The organism is Streptomyces sp. NPDC102274 (assembly GCF_044766385.1).
GTDB lineage: Bacteria > Actinomycetota > Actinomycetes > Streptomycetales > Streptomycetaceae > Streptomyces.
This window is the reverse complement of the sequence record NZ_JBIWLW010000026.1, coordinates 49,059-65,990: the sequence shown is the minus strand read 5'-3', so window position 1 is coordinate 65,990 and position 16,932 is coordinate 49,059. Positions and strand designations below refer to the sequence as shown.

12 protein-coding genes are annotated in these 16,932 nt (G+C 70.0%); 4 read left to right on the top strand and 8 right to left on the bottom strand.

Going from position 1 to position 16,932, the window contains the following annotated elements:
* Window positions 1-110: 110 nt before the first annotated feature.
* Window positions 111-353 carry a hypothetical protein gene (locus ACIRQP_RS29260; RefSeq protein ID WP_403894853.1) on the bottom strand — a complete coding sequence of 81 codons (243 nt, stop codon included), beginning with the start codon at window positions 351-353 and terminating at the stop codon, window positions 111-113.
* 283 nt (window positions 354-636) lie between these two features.
* Complete coding sequence (locus ACIRQP_RS29255) at window positions 637-2,244, bottom strand: FadD7 family fatty acid--CoA ligase (protein ID WP_403894998.1); 1,608 nt, start codon at window positions 2,242-2,244, stop codon at window positions 637-639.
* 123 nt (window positions 2,245-2,367) lie between these two features.
* Between ACIRQP_RS29255 and oxc the strand changes: the two genes are divergently transcribed.
* A complete protein-coding gene (gene oxc / locus ACIRQP_RS29250) occupies window positions 2,368-4,119 on the top strand; it encodes an oxalyl-CoA decarboxylase (RefSeq protein WP_403894850.1) in 1,752 nt (583 codons plus the stop codon).
* 54 nt (window positions 4,120-4,173) lie between these two features.
* The gene (gene frc, locus ACIRQP_RS29245; protein ID WP_403894848.1) at window positions 4,174-5,448 is read left to right on the top strand and encodes a formyl-CoA transferase; all 1,275 of its coding nucleotides are present in this window, start codon (window positions 4,174-4,176) and stop codon (window positions 5,446-5,448) included.
* Between the two features lie 87 nt (window positions 5,449-5,535).
* Here frc and ACIRQP_RS29240 read toward each other — a convergent pair whose 3' ends face one another.
* Entirely contained in the window at window positions 5,536-9,615 is a 4,080-nt protein-coding gene (locus tag ACIRQP_RS29240; protein ID WP_403894845.1) for a discoidin domain-containing protein, read from the bottom strand.
* Between the two features lie 358 nt (window positions 9,616-9,973).
* Window positions 9,974-10,498: a CGNR zinc finger domain-containing protein gene (locus ACIRQP_RS29235; RefSeq protein WP_403894842.1), complete on the bottom strand. Its 525-nt coding sequence runs from the start codon at window positions 10,496-10,498 to the stop codon at window positions 9,974-9,976.
* 26 nt (window positions 10,499-10,524) lie between these two features.
* Between ACIRQP_RS29235 and ACIRQP_RS29230 the strand changes: the two genes are divergently transcribed.
* Both ACIRQP_RS29230 and ACIRQP_RS29225 read left to right on the top strand, forming a co-directional pair.
* Complete coding sequence (locus tag ACIRQP_RS29230) at window positions 10,525-11,769, top strand: MFS transporter (RefSeq protein ID WP_403894839.1); 1,245 nt, start codon at window positions 10,525-10,527, stop codon at window positions 11,767-11,769.
* A gap of 232 nt (window positions 11,770-12,001) precedes the next feature.
* Window positions 12,002-12,316 carry a glycoside hydrolase family 15 protein gene (locus ACIRQP_RS29225; RefSeq protein ID WP_403894836.1) on the top strand — a complete coding sequence of 105 codons (315 nt, stop codon included), beginning with the start codon at window positions 12,002-12,004 and terminating at the stop codon, window positions 12,314-12,316.
* A gap of 42 nt (window positions 12,317-12,358) precedes the next feature.
* Here ACIRQP_RS29225 and ACIRQP_RS29220 read toward each other — a convergent pair whose 3' ends face one another.
* The 4 genes from ACIRQP_RS29220 to gcvT form a co-directional block, all read right to left on the bottom strand.
* Window positions 12,359-13,741, bottom strand: coding sequence for an L-serine ammonia-lyase (locus ACIRQP_RS29220; RefSeq protein WP_403894834.1), 1,383 nt, complete (start codon window positions 13,739-13,741; stop codon window positions 12,359-12,361).
* 144 nt (window positions 13,742-13,885) lie between these two features.
* Complete coding sequence (gene glyA, locus ACIRQP_RS29215; protein ID WP_403894831.1) at window positions 13,886-15,154, bottom strand: serine hydroxymethyltransferase; 1,269 nt, start codon at window positions 15,152-15,154, stop codon at window positions 13,886-13,888.
* A gap of 16 nt (window positions 15,155-15,170) precedes the next feature.
* Window positions 15,171-15,548, bottom strand: a complete 378-nt coding sequence (gene gcvH, locus ACIRQP_RS29210) for a glycine cleavage system protein GcvH (RefSeq protein ID WP_030351860.1) — start codon at window positions 15,546-15,548, stop codon at window positions 15,171-15,173.
* Window positions 15,549-15,636: 88 nt separating this feature from the next.
* Window positions 15,637-16,806, bottom strand: a complete 1,170-nt coding sequence (gcvT, locus tag ACIRQP_RS29205; RefSeq protein ID WP_403894828.1) for a glycine cleavage system aminomethyltransferase GcvT — start codon at window positions 16,804-16,806, stop codon at window positions 15,637-15,639.
* Window positions 16,807-16,932 lie beyond the last annotated feature (126 nt).

Genomic DNA, 16,932 nt, shown 5'->3' with positions numbered 1-16,932 from the left:
GGCCTGCGGCCAGCCGAGCCGGACATGACGAACTGATGTGTGTTCATGTGGGGTTGGGGCGAGCCGTAGCAGGTGGTTTCGGCCCGCCGACCAGCGAGAAGAGTGCGGTATCAGGCCATGCTCACGCTCTGTGCCGCGAGTTGTGCCGCGAGCGTGTACGCGAGCGAATGATCGAGGAAGCCGTCGATTCCCCCAAGGAACCGCGGCAGCCCCCCGAAGAGCCGGTTGACCTCGTGCGGCTTGCGGAACGCACCGATGAGGAAGACCGCATTGAGGAAGACCGCATCATGGGGACGAACGTGGAGGCGAAGGTCTCGGAGATCTTGATGCCCCCAGCGGCGCGTACGGACCACCGCGGGTCGTCTCAACCCTCGGACATCGGGGGCCGCTTGCTCACGACTCCTGGCCGCGTTGACCGGACGGGATTGCCGATGGCGTCGCGCGGAGGGCCCAGGTGCCGCCTGCTCGGCTCGGCGGATACACCTGTGGTTTCTGTCACCATCCCCGTATCCTCTACCGGTTCGCCATGAGTTGGCATGATCTGTGGGGGAGTGTCGGGGATTGGCGGGATGGCGAAAGCGCGACGAGGCCGTCGGTTCCCGGGCCTGTGCGGCAGGGGTTGACCGTCGACGGCGCTCAGTGCGCGTACTGCTTCGCCACCGCCTGCCGGTCCAGCGCGCCCTTGGCGGTGTGCGGCAGCGCGTGGGCGACCTCCAGGCGGTCGGGCACCTCGTACGGCGCCAGCCGGACCCGGCAGTACGCCAGGATCCGATCGGTGTCGGCGCCGTCGTGGGTGACCACGGCCGCGCCGACCCGCTGTCCGTACGTGGCGTCCGGAACCGGGTAGACCGCCGCCTCGGTCACACCGGGGCAGCCGCTCAGCACGTCCTCGACGTGTTCGGGGGAGATCTTCTCACCGCCGCGATTGATGAGGTCCTTTATCCGGCCTGTGAGGAAGAGGTCACCGTCCCCGTCCAGGGAACCGAGGTCGCCGGTGTGGAACCACCCGTCGGTGAAGCCGCGTGCCGTCTCCGCCGGATCGCCGAGGTAGCCGCGGGTGACCGTGGGGCCGCGCACCCATACCTCCCCCACCGTGCCGGGCGGGCAGTTCTTCCCGTCCGGGCCGACGATCCTCAGGTCCACTCCGGTGGTCCGGCCGACCGACCCGCGCTTCGGCGCCCCGCGCCCCGGCAGCCGCTGGCTGGTCGCCTGGTGCGTGGACTCGGTCATCCCGTACGCGGACAGGACCGGCACCCCGAGCAGGCGCTCCAGTGCCCGGCCGGTCGTGACGCCGAGCGGCGCACTGCAACTGCGGACGAAGCGCAGTGGCGCCACCTGCGGCCCGGGGTACTCGCGCGCCGCCCGCTCCAGGAGGATCTCGTGGATGGTCGGGACGGCGGTGAACCAGGTGGCGCCCGCCGCCCGCACGTCGTCCCAGAAGGTGTGCGCCGAGAACCGCCCGCGCGCCGGCAGGAGCACGCGCCCGCCGGCCGCCAGCGGTGCCAGCAGCCCCGCGAGCAGGCCGTGACCGTGGAAGAGGGGCATCACGGTGACCGTCGCGTCCGCGGGCCCCAGCTCGTAGCCGGTGCAGATGCCCCGCACCGACGCCGCGATATTGGCGTGGGTCAGTGGCACCATCTTGGCCCGGTCGGTGGTGCCGGCGGTGAAGAGCACCAAGGTGTCGTCCGCCGCCAGTACCGGCGCCGCGCCCGGCACGCCCGGCGCCGCGCGGCCCCCGGTGTCCAGGGTGGCGTCCAGGGTGGCGTTCATCCGCCCGGCGCGGGGGGCGTCGATCCGTAGAGTCCAGCCCGGCACCGCCCCCCGCGCGACCGGCTCGGCGTCCGGCGCCGGAGCGCAGACCACGACGACCCGCGCCCCCAGCGCCCGCAGCCTGGCGGACATCTCGGCCTCGGGCAGCGCCGGGTCCAGCGGTGCGACGACCAGCCCGGCCCGCGCCGTGGCCAGCAGCGCGACGACGAACTCCACGGTGTCGGCGCCGGTCAGGGCGATCGCGTCACCACGACGCAGTCCTTCGGCGTCCAGCCGGGTGGCCACCCGCTCGACCAGGCCGGCCAGGGAGCGGTACGTGAGCGGCACCCGGTCCGCGCCGATGACCAGGGCCTGGGCCTCGGGCCGCTCCCGCAGCCGCTCGTCCAGCAGGTCGGCCAGACCGGTGAGCTCCGGGGGCCGGTACGGTTCGGCGCCGGATACGGACGCCGTGGTCGGCACGGACACGGTCACCATCTCCTCGTGCCGGGCCACTGGTGCCTCCGTTGACTTCCGAGCCCACAGAAACCAGGCGACTTACCATCGATAGTGGAAGGATAGGGCCAAAAGGAGCAATCTCGACATGGAGGACATCGGATCATGGCAACCGTTTCCGCACCGGGCGGCACGGCGACCGCCGACGCCCTGCCCCTCACCGACGGGTTCCACCTGGTCGTCGACGCGCTCAAGCTCAACGAGGTACAGGTCATCTACGGGGTGGTCGGCATCCCGGTCACCGACCTGGCCCGGGTCGCGCAAGCGTCGGGCATCCGCTACATCGGCTTCCGGCACGAGAGCGACGCGGGCCACGCCGCCGCGGCGGCCGGCTTCCTGACCAAGCGACCGGGCATCTGCCTGACGGTCTCCGCCCCCGGCTTCCTCAACGGGCTGGTCGCGCTCGCGGACGCCACCACGAACTGCTTCCCGATGGTCCAGATCTCCGGGTCCAGCGAGCGGCACATCGTCGACCTCAAGCAGGGCGACTACGAGGAACTCGACCAGCTGGCCGCGGCCAAGCCGTTCGCCAAGGCCGCCTACCGGGTCGACCGGGTCGAGGACATCGGCCGCGGCGTCGCCCGCGCCATCCGCACCGCGGTCTCCGGCCGCCCCGGCGGCGTGTACCTCGACATTCCCGCCGCGGTTCTCGGCGAAGTCGTCGACGCCGCGACGGGCGCGGCCTCGCTGTGGCGTGTTGTCGACCCGGCGCCGCGCCAGCTGCCCGCGCCCGAGGCGGTGGACAGCGCGATCGACCTGCTGGCCGCCGCCGAACGGCCGCTGGTCGTGCTCGGCAAGGGCGCCGCGTACGCTCAGGCGGACCAGCGGATCCGGGAGTTCATCGAGACCACCGGCCTGCCGTTCCTGCCCATGTCGATGGCCAAGGGCCTGCTGCCCGACGACCACCCGCAGTCGGCCGCCGCCGCTCGCTCGCTGGCGCTGCGCCGGGCCGATGTCGTGATGCTCGTCGGCGCGCGGCTGAACTGGCTTCTGGGCCACGGCGAACCACCGCACTGGAACCCCGACGCGCGGTTCGTCCAGGTCGACATCGAGCCCACCGAGCTGGACAGCAACCAGCCCATCGCCGCCCCGCTGGTCGGAGACATCGGATCGGTGATGGAGGCACTCGTCGAGCGGGCCAAGCCCGGCCGGATACAGGTCGCCGCGGAGTGGCGCCAAGAACTCGACGAGCGCTCGGCGCACAACGCCGCCAAGATGGCGGACCACCTCAAGGCCGACCCGCACCCGATGCAGTTCTACGGAGCACTGCGGGCGATACGTGACGTCCTGCACGAGCACCCCCGTGCCTACGTCGTCAACGAAGGGGCGAACGCGCTCGACTTCGCCCGCAACGTGATCGACATGCAGCAGCCACGCCACCGGCTGGACAGTGGCACCTGGGGCGTCATGGGGATCGGCATGGGATACGCGATCGCCGCCGCCGTCGAAAGCGGCGACCCCGTCGTGGCTGTCGAAGGCGACAGCGCCTTCGGCTTCGACGGCATGGAGCTGGAGACGATATGCCGCTACCAGCTGCCCGTCGTCGTCGTCATCCTCAACAACGGCGGCGTCTACCGCGGCGACGGGTCCAACACCGCCTCCGCCGACCCGTCACCGACCACCTTGATGCTCCACGCACACCACGAACGCCTGATCGAGGCATTCGGCGGCAAGGGCTACCACGCGACCACGCCCGACCAGCTCGCCACCGCCCTCACCGAGGCGCTGGCCTCCGGCGGTCCGGCCCTCATCGACTGCCTGATCGACCCCACGGCCGGCACCGAGAGCGGTCACCTCACCAACCTCAACCCGCAGGGCGTCACGACCCCGGCCCCCGACGCCCCGGAGAAGCATTGAGCACGCCCGGCGCCCGTCCGTCCGTACCGCCCACCACCCGGAAGGGAATTCGTCATGACTGACCTGCCGCCCGCCACTGACCTGCCGCTCACCGGGATCAAGGTGATCGACTTCTCCGGTGTCCAGGCCGGCCCGGCGTGCTCCCAGATGCTCGCCTGGTACGGGGCCGACCTGCTGAAGGTCGAGCGTGTCAACGGCGGTGACGTCACCCGTCACCAGCTGCGCGACATACCCGACGCCGACGCGTTGTACTTCACCATGCTCAACAGCAACAAACGCTCCCTCGCGATCAACACCAAGACCCCGGAGGGCAAGGAGGTCATGGAGAAACTGATCCGCGAGGCCGACGTGCTGGTCGAGAACTTCGCACCCGGCGCCATGGACCGCATGGGTCTGCCCTGGGAGCACATCCACGAGCTCAACCCACGCCTGGTCTACGGCTCCGTCAAGGGCTTCAACGACGACTCGCCGTGGTCCGACATCAAGGTCTACGAGAACGTGGCGCAGGCCGCCGGCGGCACCGCCTCCACCACCGGCTTCTGGGACGGCCCGCCGACGGTCAGCGCCGCGGCCGTCGGCGACAGCAACACCGGGATGCATCTGCTGATCGGCATCCTCACCGCACTGCTCGCCCGGGAGAGGACCGGCGTGGGCCAGAAGGTGTCGGTGTCGATGCAGGACGCGGTGCTCAACCTGTGCCGGGTCAAGCTGCGCGACCAGCAGCGCCTGGAGAAGGTCGGCTACCTCGAGGAGTACCCGCAGTACCCGAATGGCACGTTCACCGACGTGGTGCCGCGCGGCGGCAACGCGGGCGGCGGCGGCCAGCCCGGCTGGGTACTCAAGTGCAAGGGCTGGCAGACCGACCCCAACGCCTACATCTACTTCACCCTCCAGGAACAGGACTGGGAGCAGACCTGCCGGGCGCTCGACCGGCCCGACTGGATCAACGACCCGGCCTACAGGACCGCCGAGGCCCGCCAGCCGCACATCTTCGACATCTTCGCCGATATCGAGAAGTGGCTGGCCGACAAGACCAAGTACGAGGCGGTCGACATCCTCCGCCGGTTCGGCGTGCCGTGCGCACCGGTGCTCAGCATGAAGGAGATCGCCTACGACCCCGCGCTGCGCCGCAGCGGCACCATCGTCGAGGTCGACCAGCCGCAGCGCGGCACGTATCTGACGGTCGGCAGCCCGATCAAGTTCTCCGACTTCAGCCCCACGATCACCAGTGCCCCGCTGCTCGGCGAACACACCGACGAAGTCCTCACGGAACTCGGCTACGACGCCGACGCCATCGCCAAGATGCACGCCAACCAAGTCGTCGTCTGACCGGCCCGACACCGGCCCTCGGCTGCCGGACCGCCACCGGCCGCTGGTTCGGCAGGTGGCGGTCCGGCACCCGGTCCGAACCGGAGGCTACGCGCGCGTCAGCGTCCGTGCGCTGTTGTATCCCTCGGTCCGAAGGGCGGGCCGCCCGGAGCGAAGGGCGTCGGCGGGCCAGGACAGCGTCACCGTCTGGGACTCACCGGGCAGGAGCCACAGGTAGTTGTCGCTGTACAGCGTCGGCAGCACCCGTCGTTCGTCGCCGGCGTCGAGCAGCGACAGCCGCACCATCGACGCGACGACGGCGCCCCGATTGCGCACGGTCGCGGTCATGCCGCGTCGCGCCCCGGACCGGGAGACATGACCGAGGTCGGCCGTGATCCTGACCGTCCTGGTCCTGTTCAGCGCCCGCATGTCGGCCGGCTCGCGGTAGCGCCAGTACGTGTTCCGGGACAGCGGCCTGCCCCTGCTGTCCTCCAGGCTCACCCGCAGCAGATGCAGGTCAGGAAGGTCCGATCCGAAAGCGGCGGCGAACGCGGTCGCTGTGGTCGACGGAGCGACATCGAGCTTCGTACGGAGGGCGGACCCGAGCGGGCGCCCGGACAGGTCGTGGAGCCGGGCTGTGACGGTCACACCTGTCAGGTCGCGGGCGGTGTGGTTGACGGCGGTGACCTCCCACTTCTGCGGGTCGGCCTGCACATGGACGGGTTCGCAGGCCTTACGCGCCCCGTAGTACGTGCCGTTGACATCGAAGTCGTAGTCGTATGTCTGCCATACGGTGCTGTGCCAGGCCGGGTGGGACATCCAGAGCATCAGGCCGCTGGCGTCCTGCCACAGGTTGGCGTTCCATGCCTCGAACATGGCCCTGGCGTTCTCGTAGTTGACGAACTGTGCCTTGCGGGCGAAGTCGTCCAGGTCCTTCGCCGTGTCGAGGCGGGCCTCGATGGCGGCGCGGTAGTTCTGCGGAGCCTGGTTTCCCCGGGTGCTCCAGTCGTGGTAGTACCAGGCGTCGCCGATCGGCCATTCCGGCTCGTCGCCGACGAGGTTGCGCATGCTCTCGGCCGTCGACACCACGGGCATGCCGATCTCGGTGTGGAAGCCGAAGTGGCCGCCGCCGTAGGTGGATCGCGAAAAGTAACGGTCCGGCTCGACCCAGCCGTACGGGCCGCCGCCGGAGATGATGCCGCCCGCCGAGTTGTTCTGGTACAGGATGCCCGGTGCCTGTGACTGGACGGCCTCGCGCATGCCGTTGTCGATCGCCGCGGGCGGGTTGCCCTCGTTGGCACCGCACCAGACGACGACACTGGGGTGGACGCGGTAGCGGAGTACGGTGTCCCGCGCCAGGCTGTTGAACGCGTCGTGATCCGGCGGGTCCATGGCCCAGGCGTTCGGGAAGTCGTTCCACACGAGCAGGCCGTACTCGTCGCAACTGGCGAAGAACTCCTCCCGGTTGCTGCTGCCGAGCCAGTTGCGGATCATGGTGAAATTCATGTCCCGGTGCATCCGTACCGCCGTGTCCATCCGCTCCGCGGGCATCCGGCGCAGCAGCTCGTCCCACCCCCAGTTGCCGCCCCGGCAGAAGACCCGGACGCCGTTGACGCTGATCTTCAGCGGCTCGGGGGTGTTGTCGACGGCCTTCACGTCCGTCCAGGTGGCACCATCGGCGGACACCTGGATGACATACGTCTTGGGGTAGGCTGGCTCCCACACGACGACGACGCGGTCGAAGGACACGCTCTCGCCGAGGTCCACCTGGATCCACTGGTTGTCCTCGTACGCGGAGGACCAGCGGGTGTCGGCCTTGCCGTCGGTGGCGTTGGCCGCCTTGTTGTCGCCGTCCTCCGTGGAGGCGGTGGCGGTCTTGTGCAGGGCCAGGTCGGTGCCGGGCGCGGCGCTGTCGACCACCGACAGGCTCCACAGCGAGGAGCCCCAGCTGGTCGCCCGCTCACCGCCGTTCAGTCGCACGTACCGGGCCTCGCGGGCGCCGATGTCGACACTCTGGAGACTCGCGTTGGCGTTCCCGAACGGCAGCGGAACCGCCGAGTTGTCGACCGATTCCGCGTCGGTCCAGGTGTCGCCGTTGTCCGAGACCTGCACCACGTACGTCTTGGCGTACGCCCGCTCCCACCGCAGCTCCACCCGGTCGAAGGAGACGGTCCCGCCGAGGTCCACCTGGATCCACTGGTCGTCCTCGAACGCCGACGCCCAGCGTGTTTTCTCATCCCCGTCCGTGACGTGCTCGGCCTCATGGCCCGCCTCGTCGACGGACGAGGCGGTGGCGGTCTTGTGCAGGGCCAGGTCGGTGCCGGGCGCGGCGCTGTCGACCACCGAGAGGCCCCACAGTGACGAGCCCCAGTCGGTGGCGCGCGTCAGGCACCTGACGCGCACGTACCGGGCCGTCCTGGCGCCCACGTCCACCGACTGCGTATACGTGTCGGTGCCGCCACCGAACGGGAGGGGCACCGCGTACTCATAGCCGAACTGGCGGATGCCGAAGCGTGTGGTGCGCCGGTCGCTCTCCGCGCCGTCGACCGTGGCGACGAGCGTCAGATCGTGCAGGGCGGGCTCGCCGTAGCCGTTGGGCCACCACAGCTTCGGGTCGCGCACGCGCAGCGGCGCGTGCTCGGCGGGCGTGAAGATCACGTCTGTGCTCGCGCCGCCCGGCACGGTGACGGTCCTGGAGACCCGTATGTCGTCGAACGACGCGGTCACGGTCACACGGCGTTCGGCGGAGTCCGCGTTGCGTACCGGCACCACGATCGTCACCTCGGCGGTGCCGGTGTCGGGCAGTCCGGGCAGTGTGGTGTCCACGCGCGGGTCACCGATGACAGCGTGCCCCGTCGAGCGCAGCCGCACATGGTTCCAGATCCCCGAGACCCGGTCGCGTACGGCCGGCATCCAGTCCCAGCCGGAAGCGGCCAGATACGTGGGGGAGTTGCGGTTCATCATGGTGGCTCCGGCGTCCACGAAGGCCAGACCCGCCTCGCTCTTGTCCCCGGGGCTCCCGGGGAAGGGCATGGGCGTGATCCGTACGGCGAGCGCCTGCTCGCCGCCGCCGGAGACCAGCAGAGGTGTCACGTCGTGGGCGGAGCGCGCGAAAGGATACGTCAGCCCGCCCACCCGCGTGCCGTTGAGCCAGATGTCGGCCTGGTGGTTGACGCCGTCGAACTCCAGCCAGACATGGCGGCCGGGGCCGGTGCGCAGTTCGCGCGGCAGAAGGAAACCGCGCCGGTACCACCACGCGTGGCGCGAAAGGGCCTCGGGGATGCGGAGGTTGTTCATTCCGGCGACCGGGTCGGGCAGATGGCCCTGGTCCACCAGCGAACCGAGGACCGTACCGGGCACGGTCGCGGGCAGCCAGCGGCTGGTGTCGACCGAGGGGAGGGACAGCTCGCCGCCCTCTGCACCGGCCCAGTCGTCCATCGTCAGCGTCCAGCCCGACTCCAGCGGGACCGTTCCGTCGTCGGCGACCTCCAACGCGGGCGCGTGGTGCTCGTGCCTGCCCCAGTCGGTCCACCCGCTGGCCGCGGGCCTGCGGCCCTTGGCCGTGCCGTAGACCTCGAAGCCGTTGAGGCCGAGCGGGTTGTCGTTCGACCGCTTCGTCACGGTCATCCGTACCCAGCGCGCCTCGGCCGGTTTGTTCAGCTTTATCTCCACCACCCCGCCGACTCCGGAGAGGGTGCGGTACACGGTGGTCCACTCGCGCCGGTCCCGGGACGCCTCGATGGTGAAAGCCACCGCGCAGCTGGACAGGATCTCCTGGCCGGTCGTGTTGTCCCGCGGATTACCGCTGGTGGACGGGGTGAAGACCGGGTCGTCCTTGGTCGCCTCGAAGGTGAGCCGTACGGAATCGACCTCGCACTCCGCCTGGAGATCGATGGAGATCCACTGCGGATCACCACCGGCGGCCCGCCACCCGCTGCCCTTCACGCCGGTGGAGTTGAGCCCGTCCACCACGAACTGGCCCGGTGTGGGGGCGTAGTCGACGGACGACACCTCGACGGGCCGGTACGCGGCGAGCTCACCCCGGGGCCCGGTCTCGCCGGCGGTGACCGGGGACCCCGCCGCGTGACTGGTTCCGGAGAACGCGCCCCCGAGCCCGAAGCTCGCGAGCAGGGTCGATCCGGTCGCGACAACGGACCGGCGGGAAGGGTGAGATGACTGGTCAGACATGAGTGACGTGATCCATTCCAGGCGAGCCCTCAAGAGCAGGCGGCCTGTGTCGGCCTGCCTGACAACGTTGCCATAGGTTTTAATCCGCCAACGTTTCTGTCAAGGGTCCACGCGAAGATCCGCCCCTGCCGGGCCCTCACTCAGGTGTCCACTCGGACTCCGGCCACTCGTATGCGTCGATATGGGCGATGGATCGGAGCCCGCGGAAGCAGCATTTGCCCGTTCCCACACGGCTGGAGCTCGCTTCGGGCGGACCGGGCGGCGCCGGCTCATCTCATTTGGCGGCGATTGTCCTCGGTGCCACGTCGGGTTGTACGTGGGCGCGGTTGGGGACGCCGGTGTCGCACACCGCAGCTGGTCAGGTGACCGCGGCTCGCGCCCGGTGTCTGCGGACGGCGTCGCGGTTGGCGCAGCGCTGTGAGCAGTAGCGCTGCCGTCCGGTGCGCGAGGTGTCGGCGAAAGCCGTGTCGCACTCGGTCACCTCGCAGCGCCGCAGCCGGTGCATGCCCCGGCCCGCCAGATGCAGTGCTGTACCGACCGTGATCAGCGTGAACAGCACCGAGCCGAGAGGCTGTTCCGCGTCCCGGTAGTGCAGATGCCAGCCGGTACCGGGGTGGGAAGTCAGCCGCGGGTAGGCGGCGGCCTCGGCCAGCATCCGGTTGAGCAGGTCGGCGCGCTCCTGCTCCCCGGCGGCGTCGACGACCGTCTCCCAGGCGTCCAGCGCGGCCTGGGTGCGGCCGAGATCGTCCGCTGTCACCGGGCGCTCCAGCATGAGCCCGGCGGCGCGGCAGCGGTCTGTCAGCTCGGCCGAGCTCTCGGGTCGGCGGTTGGCCAGGTCCGCGGCCAGGTTCACCGCGTCCTCGCCGTAAGGGTTGAGCAGCATAAAGGTATTACAGCAGGGTGGCCGGCATGACACAACAGACCGCCGGACGCACCGGACTTCAGGCCCGCGACCCGTGGCGCTATCGCTGGATCGTGCTGGGCATCGCCACCTTCACCCAGGCCGCGTCCGGGTTCTTCGTGGGCGGCATCGGAGCGCTGGGCGTCCACCTTCAGAGCGCCCTGGACCTGAGCACCGCGCAGCTGGGTCTGCTGGTCTCGGCGGCCCAGCTCGTCCCGCTGGCCGGGCTGCTGGTGGCCGGCGAGCTGCTGGACCACTACAGCGAGCGCTGGGTGGTCGGGATCGGGGCCGGCGCTGTCGCGCTGGCTCTGGGTGCGGGGAGCCTGGCGCCGGGATACCCGGCTCTGCTGGTCGCACTGCTGGTGGTCGGCGCGGGATACAGCACCGTCCAGCCGGGTGGGAGCAAGTCGGTGGCTTCCTGGTTCGACGCGTCACAGCGCGGCTTGGCGATGGGTATCCGGCAGGCCGGGCTGCCGCTGGGGGCGGCGCTCGCCTCGGCCGTACTCCCACTCGTCGCCGAGGAGTTCGGCTGGCGGGCGACACTGCTGACCGGCGGCTTCGTCGCGCTGCTCGGAGCCGGCCTCTTCATGGGCTGCTACCGTCGGCCACCCGCACTGCCCGCCCCGCAGGACAGGGAGCCGTCGGACCCGCTCGCGGCACAGCTCCGCGCCCGGCTGCGCATGCTCCGTGAACCGTCCACCCTGAAGATCATGCTGTCGGGGACCAGCCTGATCTCGGTGCAGTACGGCGTGGGCATCCTGACGGTGCTGCACCTCCACCAGACCTCATCGGTCGGCGCCGGGCAGGCGGCCCTGATCCTGGTGGCATCTCAAAGTGCGGGAGTCGCGGGCCGGATATGCCTGGCGGCCTGGAGCGACCGGAGCAGTTCAGGGCGCTATGTCATTGTGCTGGTCTGCATGGTCGCTGTGATCGCCGGGCTGGCCGTGCTGATGACACCGGCCGGGCGGGCGCCGGTCGTCGCTTCCGGCGTCTTCGTCTGGCTCGGGTTCTTCGGATTCGGCTGGTACGGCCCGTGGGTCGCCTACGTCACCGAAGCGGCCCCACCGGGCAAGACGGGCTTCGCCCTGGGGCTGGCCATGTCCGTCAACCAGATCGCCATCGTCACGGTGCCGCCCGTGCTCGGCCTGCTGGTCGATCTCACCAGCAGCTTCACCCCGGCCTGGGCACTGCTGTCCCTGCTGACCGTCGTCGCCCTGGCGGTCACGGCCGAGGCGGAACGCCGCACCCGCTGACGCGTCCCAGAAGAATTACGCGGCCATCCGGAACGGCACCCGCCAACTTCAGTGGCCCTTGCCGGGTCTTCTTCAACTCGCCTGCGGCATCATGTGCTACCGAAGACTCACCAAATGAGATGACCTCTTGACGAACAACCAACCTCTGGCGCATCACACCAGGGCCTGTCTTCGGCAGGCCACGCGTTCGGCCCACCCGTCGGTCCACCCGTGTCGCCGGACCCGGCGTCCCGTGCGACGGTGGCGTAAGGCCACTCGTCAGCGGGCGCCGCCCCCCGTCACCTGCTGGACAGCCCGGGAGCAGTGCGCGGCGGCCGACGCCTGCGCCAACGACATCGGCCTCCTCCCCGAAGAGGTCGACACCCGTACCGGCGAAGACCTCGGCAACTTCCCCCAGGCCTTCAGCCACATCGGACTCATCAACGCGGCACGCGCCATCAGGGACGCCGAAACAGCCCCTGTCCGCCCTGATCAGGCCAGGACCGTCCCCCCCCTCTTGGTCAGCTTGAGCAGGGAGGATCCGCCGTGCGTACCGGAAAGCCCGTGACAGCGCTGAAAGACGGGAAACCACTGATCAGAGCGTGTTCCGTCAGCACTCGATGATGTTCACCGCGAGCCCGCCGCGCGCGGTCTCCTTGTACTTGACCGACATGTCCGCGCCCGTCTCCTTCATGGTCTTGATGACCTTGTCCAGGGAGACCTTGTGGCTGCCGTCGCCGCGCAGCGCCATCTTCGCCGCCGTGACCGCCTTCACCGCCGCCATGCCGTTCCGTTCGATGCACGGGATCTGGACGAGGCCGCCGACCGGGTCGCAGGTCAGGCCGAGGTTGTGTTCCATGCCGATCTCGGCCGCGTTCTCGACCTGTTCGGCGCTGCCGCCCAGCACCTCCGCGAGGGCGCCCGCCGCCATGGAGCAGGCCGAGCCGACCTCGCCCTGGCAGCCGACTTCGGCACCGGAGATGGAGGCGTTCTCCTTGAAGAGCATGCCGATGGCGCCCGCGGCGAGCAGGAAGCGGACCACGTTCTCGTCCTTCTCCTCCGCCGTGGCGCCCCCGGCCGCGAAGTTCATGTAGTAGTGCATTACCGCCGGGATGATGCCCGCGGCGCCGTTGGTGGGGGCGGTGACCACGCGGCCGCCCGCGGCGTTCTCCTCGTTCACGGCCATCGCGTAGAGCGTGATCCACTCCATGGCGTGCGCCTGCGGGTCGCCCTCGGCGCGCAGCTGGCGTGCCGAATGTGCGGCGCGGCGGCGGACCTTGAGGCCGCCCGGCAGGATGCCCTCGCGGGCCATCCCGCGTGAGACACACGCCTGCATGACCCGCCAGATCTCCAGCAGCCCGGCGCGGATCTCGTCCTCCGTGCGCCAGGCCTTCTCGTTCTCCAGCATCAGCGCGGAGATCGACAGTCCGGTCTCGGCCGACAGCCGCAGCAGCTCGTCGCCGGTGCGGAAGGGGTACTTCAGCACGGTGTCGTCGAGCTTGATCCGGTCCTCGCCCACGGCGTCCTCGTCCACGACGAAGCCGCCGCCCACGGAGTAGTACGTCTTCTCCAGGAGCACCGCGCCGGCCGCGTCGTACGCGAAGACGGTCATGCCGTTGGCGTGGTACGGCAGGGTCTTGCGGCGGTGCAGGACCAGGTCCGTACCGGCGTCGAAGGCGATCTCGTGCATACCGAGCACATTGAGCCGGCCGCTGCTGCGAATACGTTCCGCCTGGTCGTCGGCGCTCTCCACGTCGACGGTGCGCGGCGAGTTGCCCTCCAGGCCGAGGAGCACGGCCTTGGGCGTGCCGTGGCCGTGGCCGGTGGCGCCGAGCGATCCGTACAGCTCCGCCCGGATCGAGACGGTGTGGGCGATGAGGCCCTCGTTCTTGAGCCGGCGCGCGAACATCCGCGCCGCGCGCATCGGACCGACCGTATGGGAGCTGGACGGGCCGATTCCGATCGAGAACAGGTCGAAGACCGAGATGGCCACGGGTGACTCCTTGCTGGTTGGTAGACGCCGTTGTCTGCCGGGGTGGTGCGGAGATGACGGTGACACGCGGGGGAACGTGGTGCGGGGCACCGCGCCGCACGGTCCAGTGTGCGCGGTGCCCCGTAACTCAGGCCGTACGGATGACTACAGGCCCGGGTACAGCGGGTGCTTCTCGGCCAGCGCGGTGACCCGGCCGGCCAGCGCCTCGCGGTCGAAGGAGGGCTTCAGGGCCGCCGCGATGATCTCGGCGACCTCGGTGAAGTCCTCGGTGGTGAAGCCGCGGGTGGCCAGCGCGGGCGTGCCGATCCGCAGGCCCGAGGTGACCATCGGGGGGCGCGGGTCGTTCGGGACGGCGTTCCGGTTGACCGTGATGCCGATCTCGTGGAGCCGGTCCTCGGCCTGCTGGCCGTCCAGCTCCGAGTCGCGCAGATCGACGAGAACGAGGTGTACGTCCGTACCGCCGGAGAGCACGGAGACGCCCGCCTCGGTGACGTCCGGCAGGCCCAGCCGCTCGGCGAGGATCCGGGCGCCGTCCAGGGTGCGCTGCTGGCGCTCCTTGAACTCGTCCGTGGCCGCCACCTTGAAGGAGACCGCCTTGCCCGCGATGACATGCTCCAGCGGGCCGCCCTGCTGGCCGGGGAAGACCGCGGAGTTGATCTTCTTCGCCAGTTCCTTGGTGGAGAGGATCACACCGCCGCGCGGGCCGCCGAGGGTCTTGTGCGTGGTGGTCGTGACGACATGCGCGTGCGGCACCGGGTTGGGGTGCAGGCCCGCGGCGACCAGACCGGCGAAGTGCGCCATGTCGACCATCAGATACGCGCCGACCTCGTCCGCGATCCGGCGGAAGGCCGCGAAGTCCAGCTGGCGGGGGTAGGCCGACCAGCCGGCCACGATCAGCTTCGGACGGGACTCCTTGGCGAGTCGCTCGACCTCGGCCATGTCGACCTGGCCGGTCTTGTCGTCGACGTGGTACGCGACGACGTTGTAGAGCTTGCCGGAGAAGTTGATCTTCATGCCATGGGTCAGATGCCCGCCGTGGGCGAGGTTCAGACCCATGATCGTGTCGCCGGGGGAGAGCAGCGCGAACATCGCCGCCGCGTTCGCCTGGGCGCCGGAGTGCGGCTGGACGTTCGCGTGCTCGGCGCCGAAGAGCGCCTTCACCCGGTCGATGGCGATCTGCTCGATCACATCGACGTGCTCACAGCCGCCGTAATAGCGGCGGCCCGGGTAGCCCTCGGCGTACTTGTTGGTCAGCACCGAGCCCTGCGCCTCCATGACCGCGACCGGAGCGAAGTTCTCCGAGGCGATCATTTCGAGCGTGGACTGCTGACGGTGGAGCTCGGCGTCGACGGCGGCGGCGACGTCGGGGTCGAGCTCATGGAGCGAGGCGTTCAGAAGCGACTTCGAAGACATCACGGTCCCTGGGGTCTCAGTTGCCGGAAAACTCTGTGTACTCATCGGCGGTGAGCAGGTCATCGGGCTCCTGCGCGACACGTACCTTGAACAGCCAGCCGCCCTCGAACGGGGCGGAGTTCACCAGCGAGGGATCGTCCACGACGTCCTGGTTCGTCTCGGTGACCTCACCGGTCACCGGGGCGTACAGATCGCTGACCGACTTGGTGGACTCCAGCTCTCCGCAGGTCTCGCCCGCGGTCACCGTGTCACCGACCTCAGGAAGCTGGGCGAACACGACGTCGCCGAGGGCGTTCGCCGCGAACTCCGTGATACCGACCGTCGACACACCGTCCTCGGCGGCCGTCAGCCACTCGTGCTCCTTGCTGTAACGCAGCTGCTGGGGGTTGCTCATGACCTGAATTCTCCTGTACGCGGGTGTGTGGTGCGGAACAGCTGTCTTACGGACCGAGACGGCGTCGAGGGGCGTGCTGACGTCCGTATCACTTCTGGCGCTTGTAGAACGGCAGCGCCACGACTTCGTACGGCTCGTGGGAGCCGCGGATGTCGACTCCGACGCCCGGCGTGCCGTGCGCGGCGTGCGCGGCGTCGACGTACGCCATGGCGATCGGTTTGCCCAGGGTCGGGGAGGGGGCGCCCGAGGTGACCTCTCCCACGACGGCGCCCCCGGCTACCACCTGGTACCCGGCGCGCGGGACCCGGCGGCCCTCGGCGATCAGGCCGACGAGCTTGCGGGGCGGGGCGGACGTGGCGCGCTCGGCGGCGGCCTGAAGGGCCTCGCGGCCGACGAAGGCGCCGCCGTTCGAGGTCTTCTCGAACTTCACGACCCGGCCGAGACCGGCGTCGAACGGGGTCAGGGCGGTGGACAGCTCGTTCCCGTACAGCGGCATACCGGCTTCGAGCCGGAGGGTGTCACGGCAGGACAGCCCGCAGGGCACCAGCCCGACGCCCTCGCCGGCCTCGGTCAGCGCCTGCCACAGCCGCTCGGCGTACCGGGGCTCGACGAACAGCTCGAAGCCGTCCTCGCCGGTGTAGCCGGTACGCGCGATCAGCGCGGGGACACCGGCGACGGTGCCCGGCAGGCCCGCGTAGTACTTGAGGCCGTCCAGATCGGCGTCGGTCAGCGACTTCAGGATGCCCGGGGACTCGGGGCCCTGGACCGCCAGCAGCGCGTACGCGTCGCGGTCGTCGCGTACGGCCGCGTCGAACCCCTCGGCGCGGGCGGTCAGCGCGTCCAGCACGGTCTGGGCGTTGGAGGCGTTGGCGACGACCATGAAGGTCTCCTCGCCGAGACGGTAGACGATCAGGTCGTCCAGGATCCCGCCGTCCTCCCGGCAGATCATGGTGTAGCGGGCGCGGCCCACGGCGACGGCGCCGATATTGCCGACGAGCGCGTAGTCGAGGAGGTCGCCGGCGGCCGGTCCCGAGACGGTGATCTCACCCATGTGGGAGAGATCGAAGAGACCGGCGCGGGTGCGGACGGCGTGGTGCTCGTCGCGCTCGCTCGCGTACCGCAGCGGCATGTCCCAGCCCGCGAAGTCGGTCATGGTCGCGCCCAGTGCGCGGTGCGTGGCGTCGAGGGCGGTGAGACGCGGGGTGCCGGGGGCGGCGGGGCCGGGCGTGCTGGTGCTGCTCGGGGGGACATGGCTCATCGGTGTGACTCCCAGGGCATGACGGCGAGGACGGTCCTCCCCATCTGTCATCGGAACCTGAGAGGTTCATCATGGCCACCGTAAGAGCGGTCATGACTTGCACCTTGGGTGGAGCCGCAGAGCTGC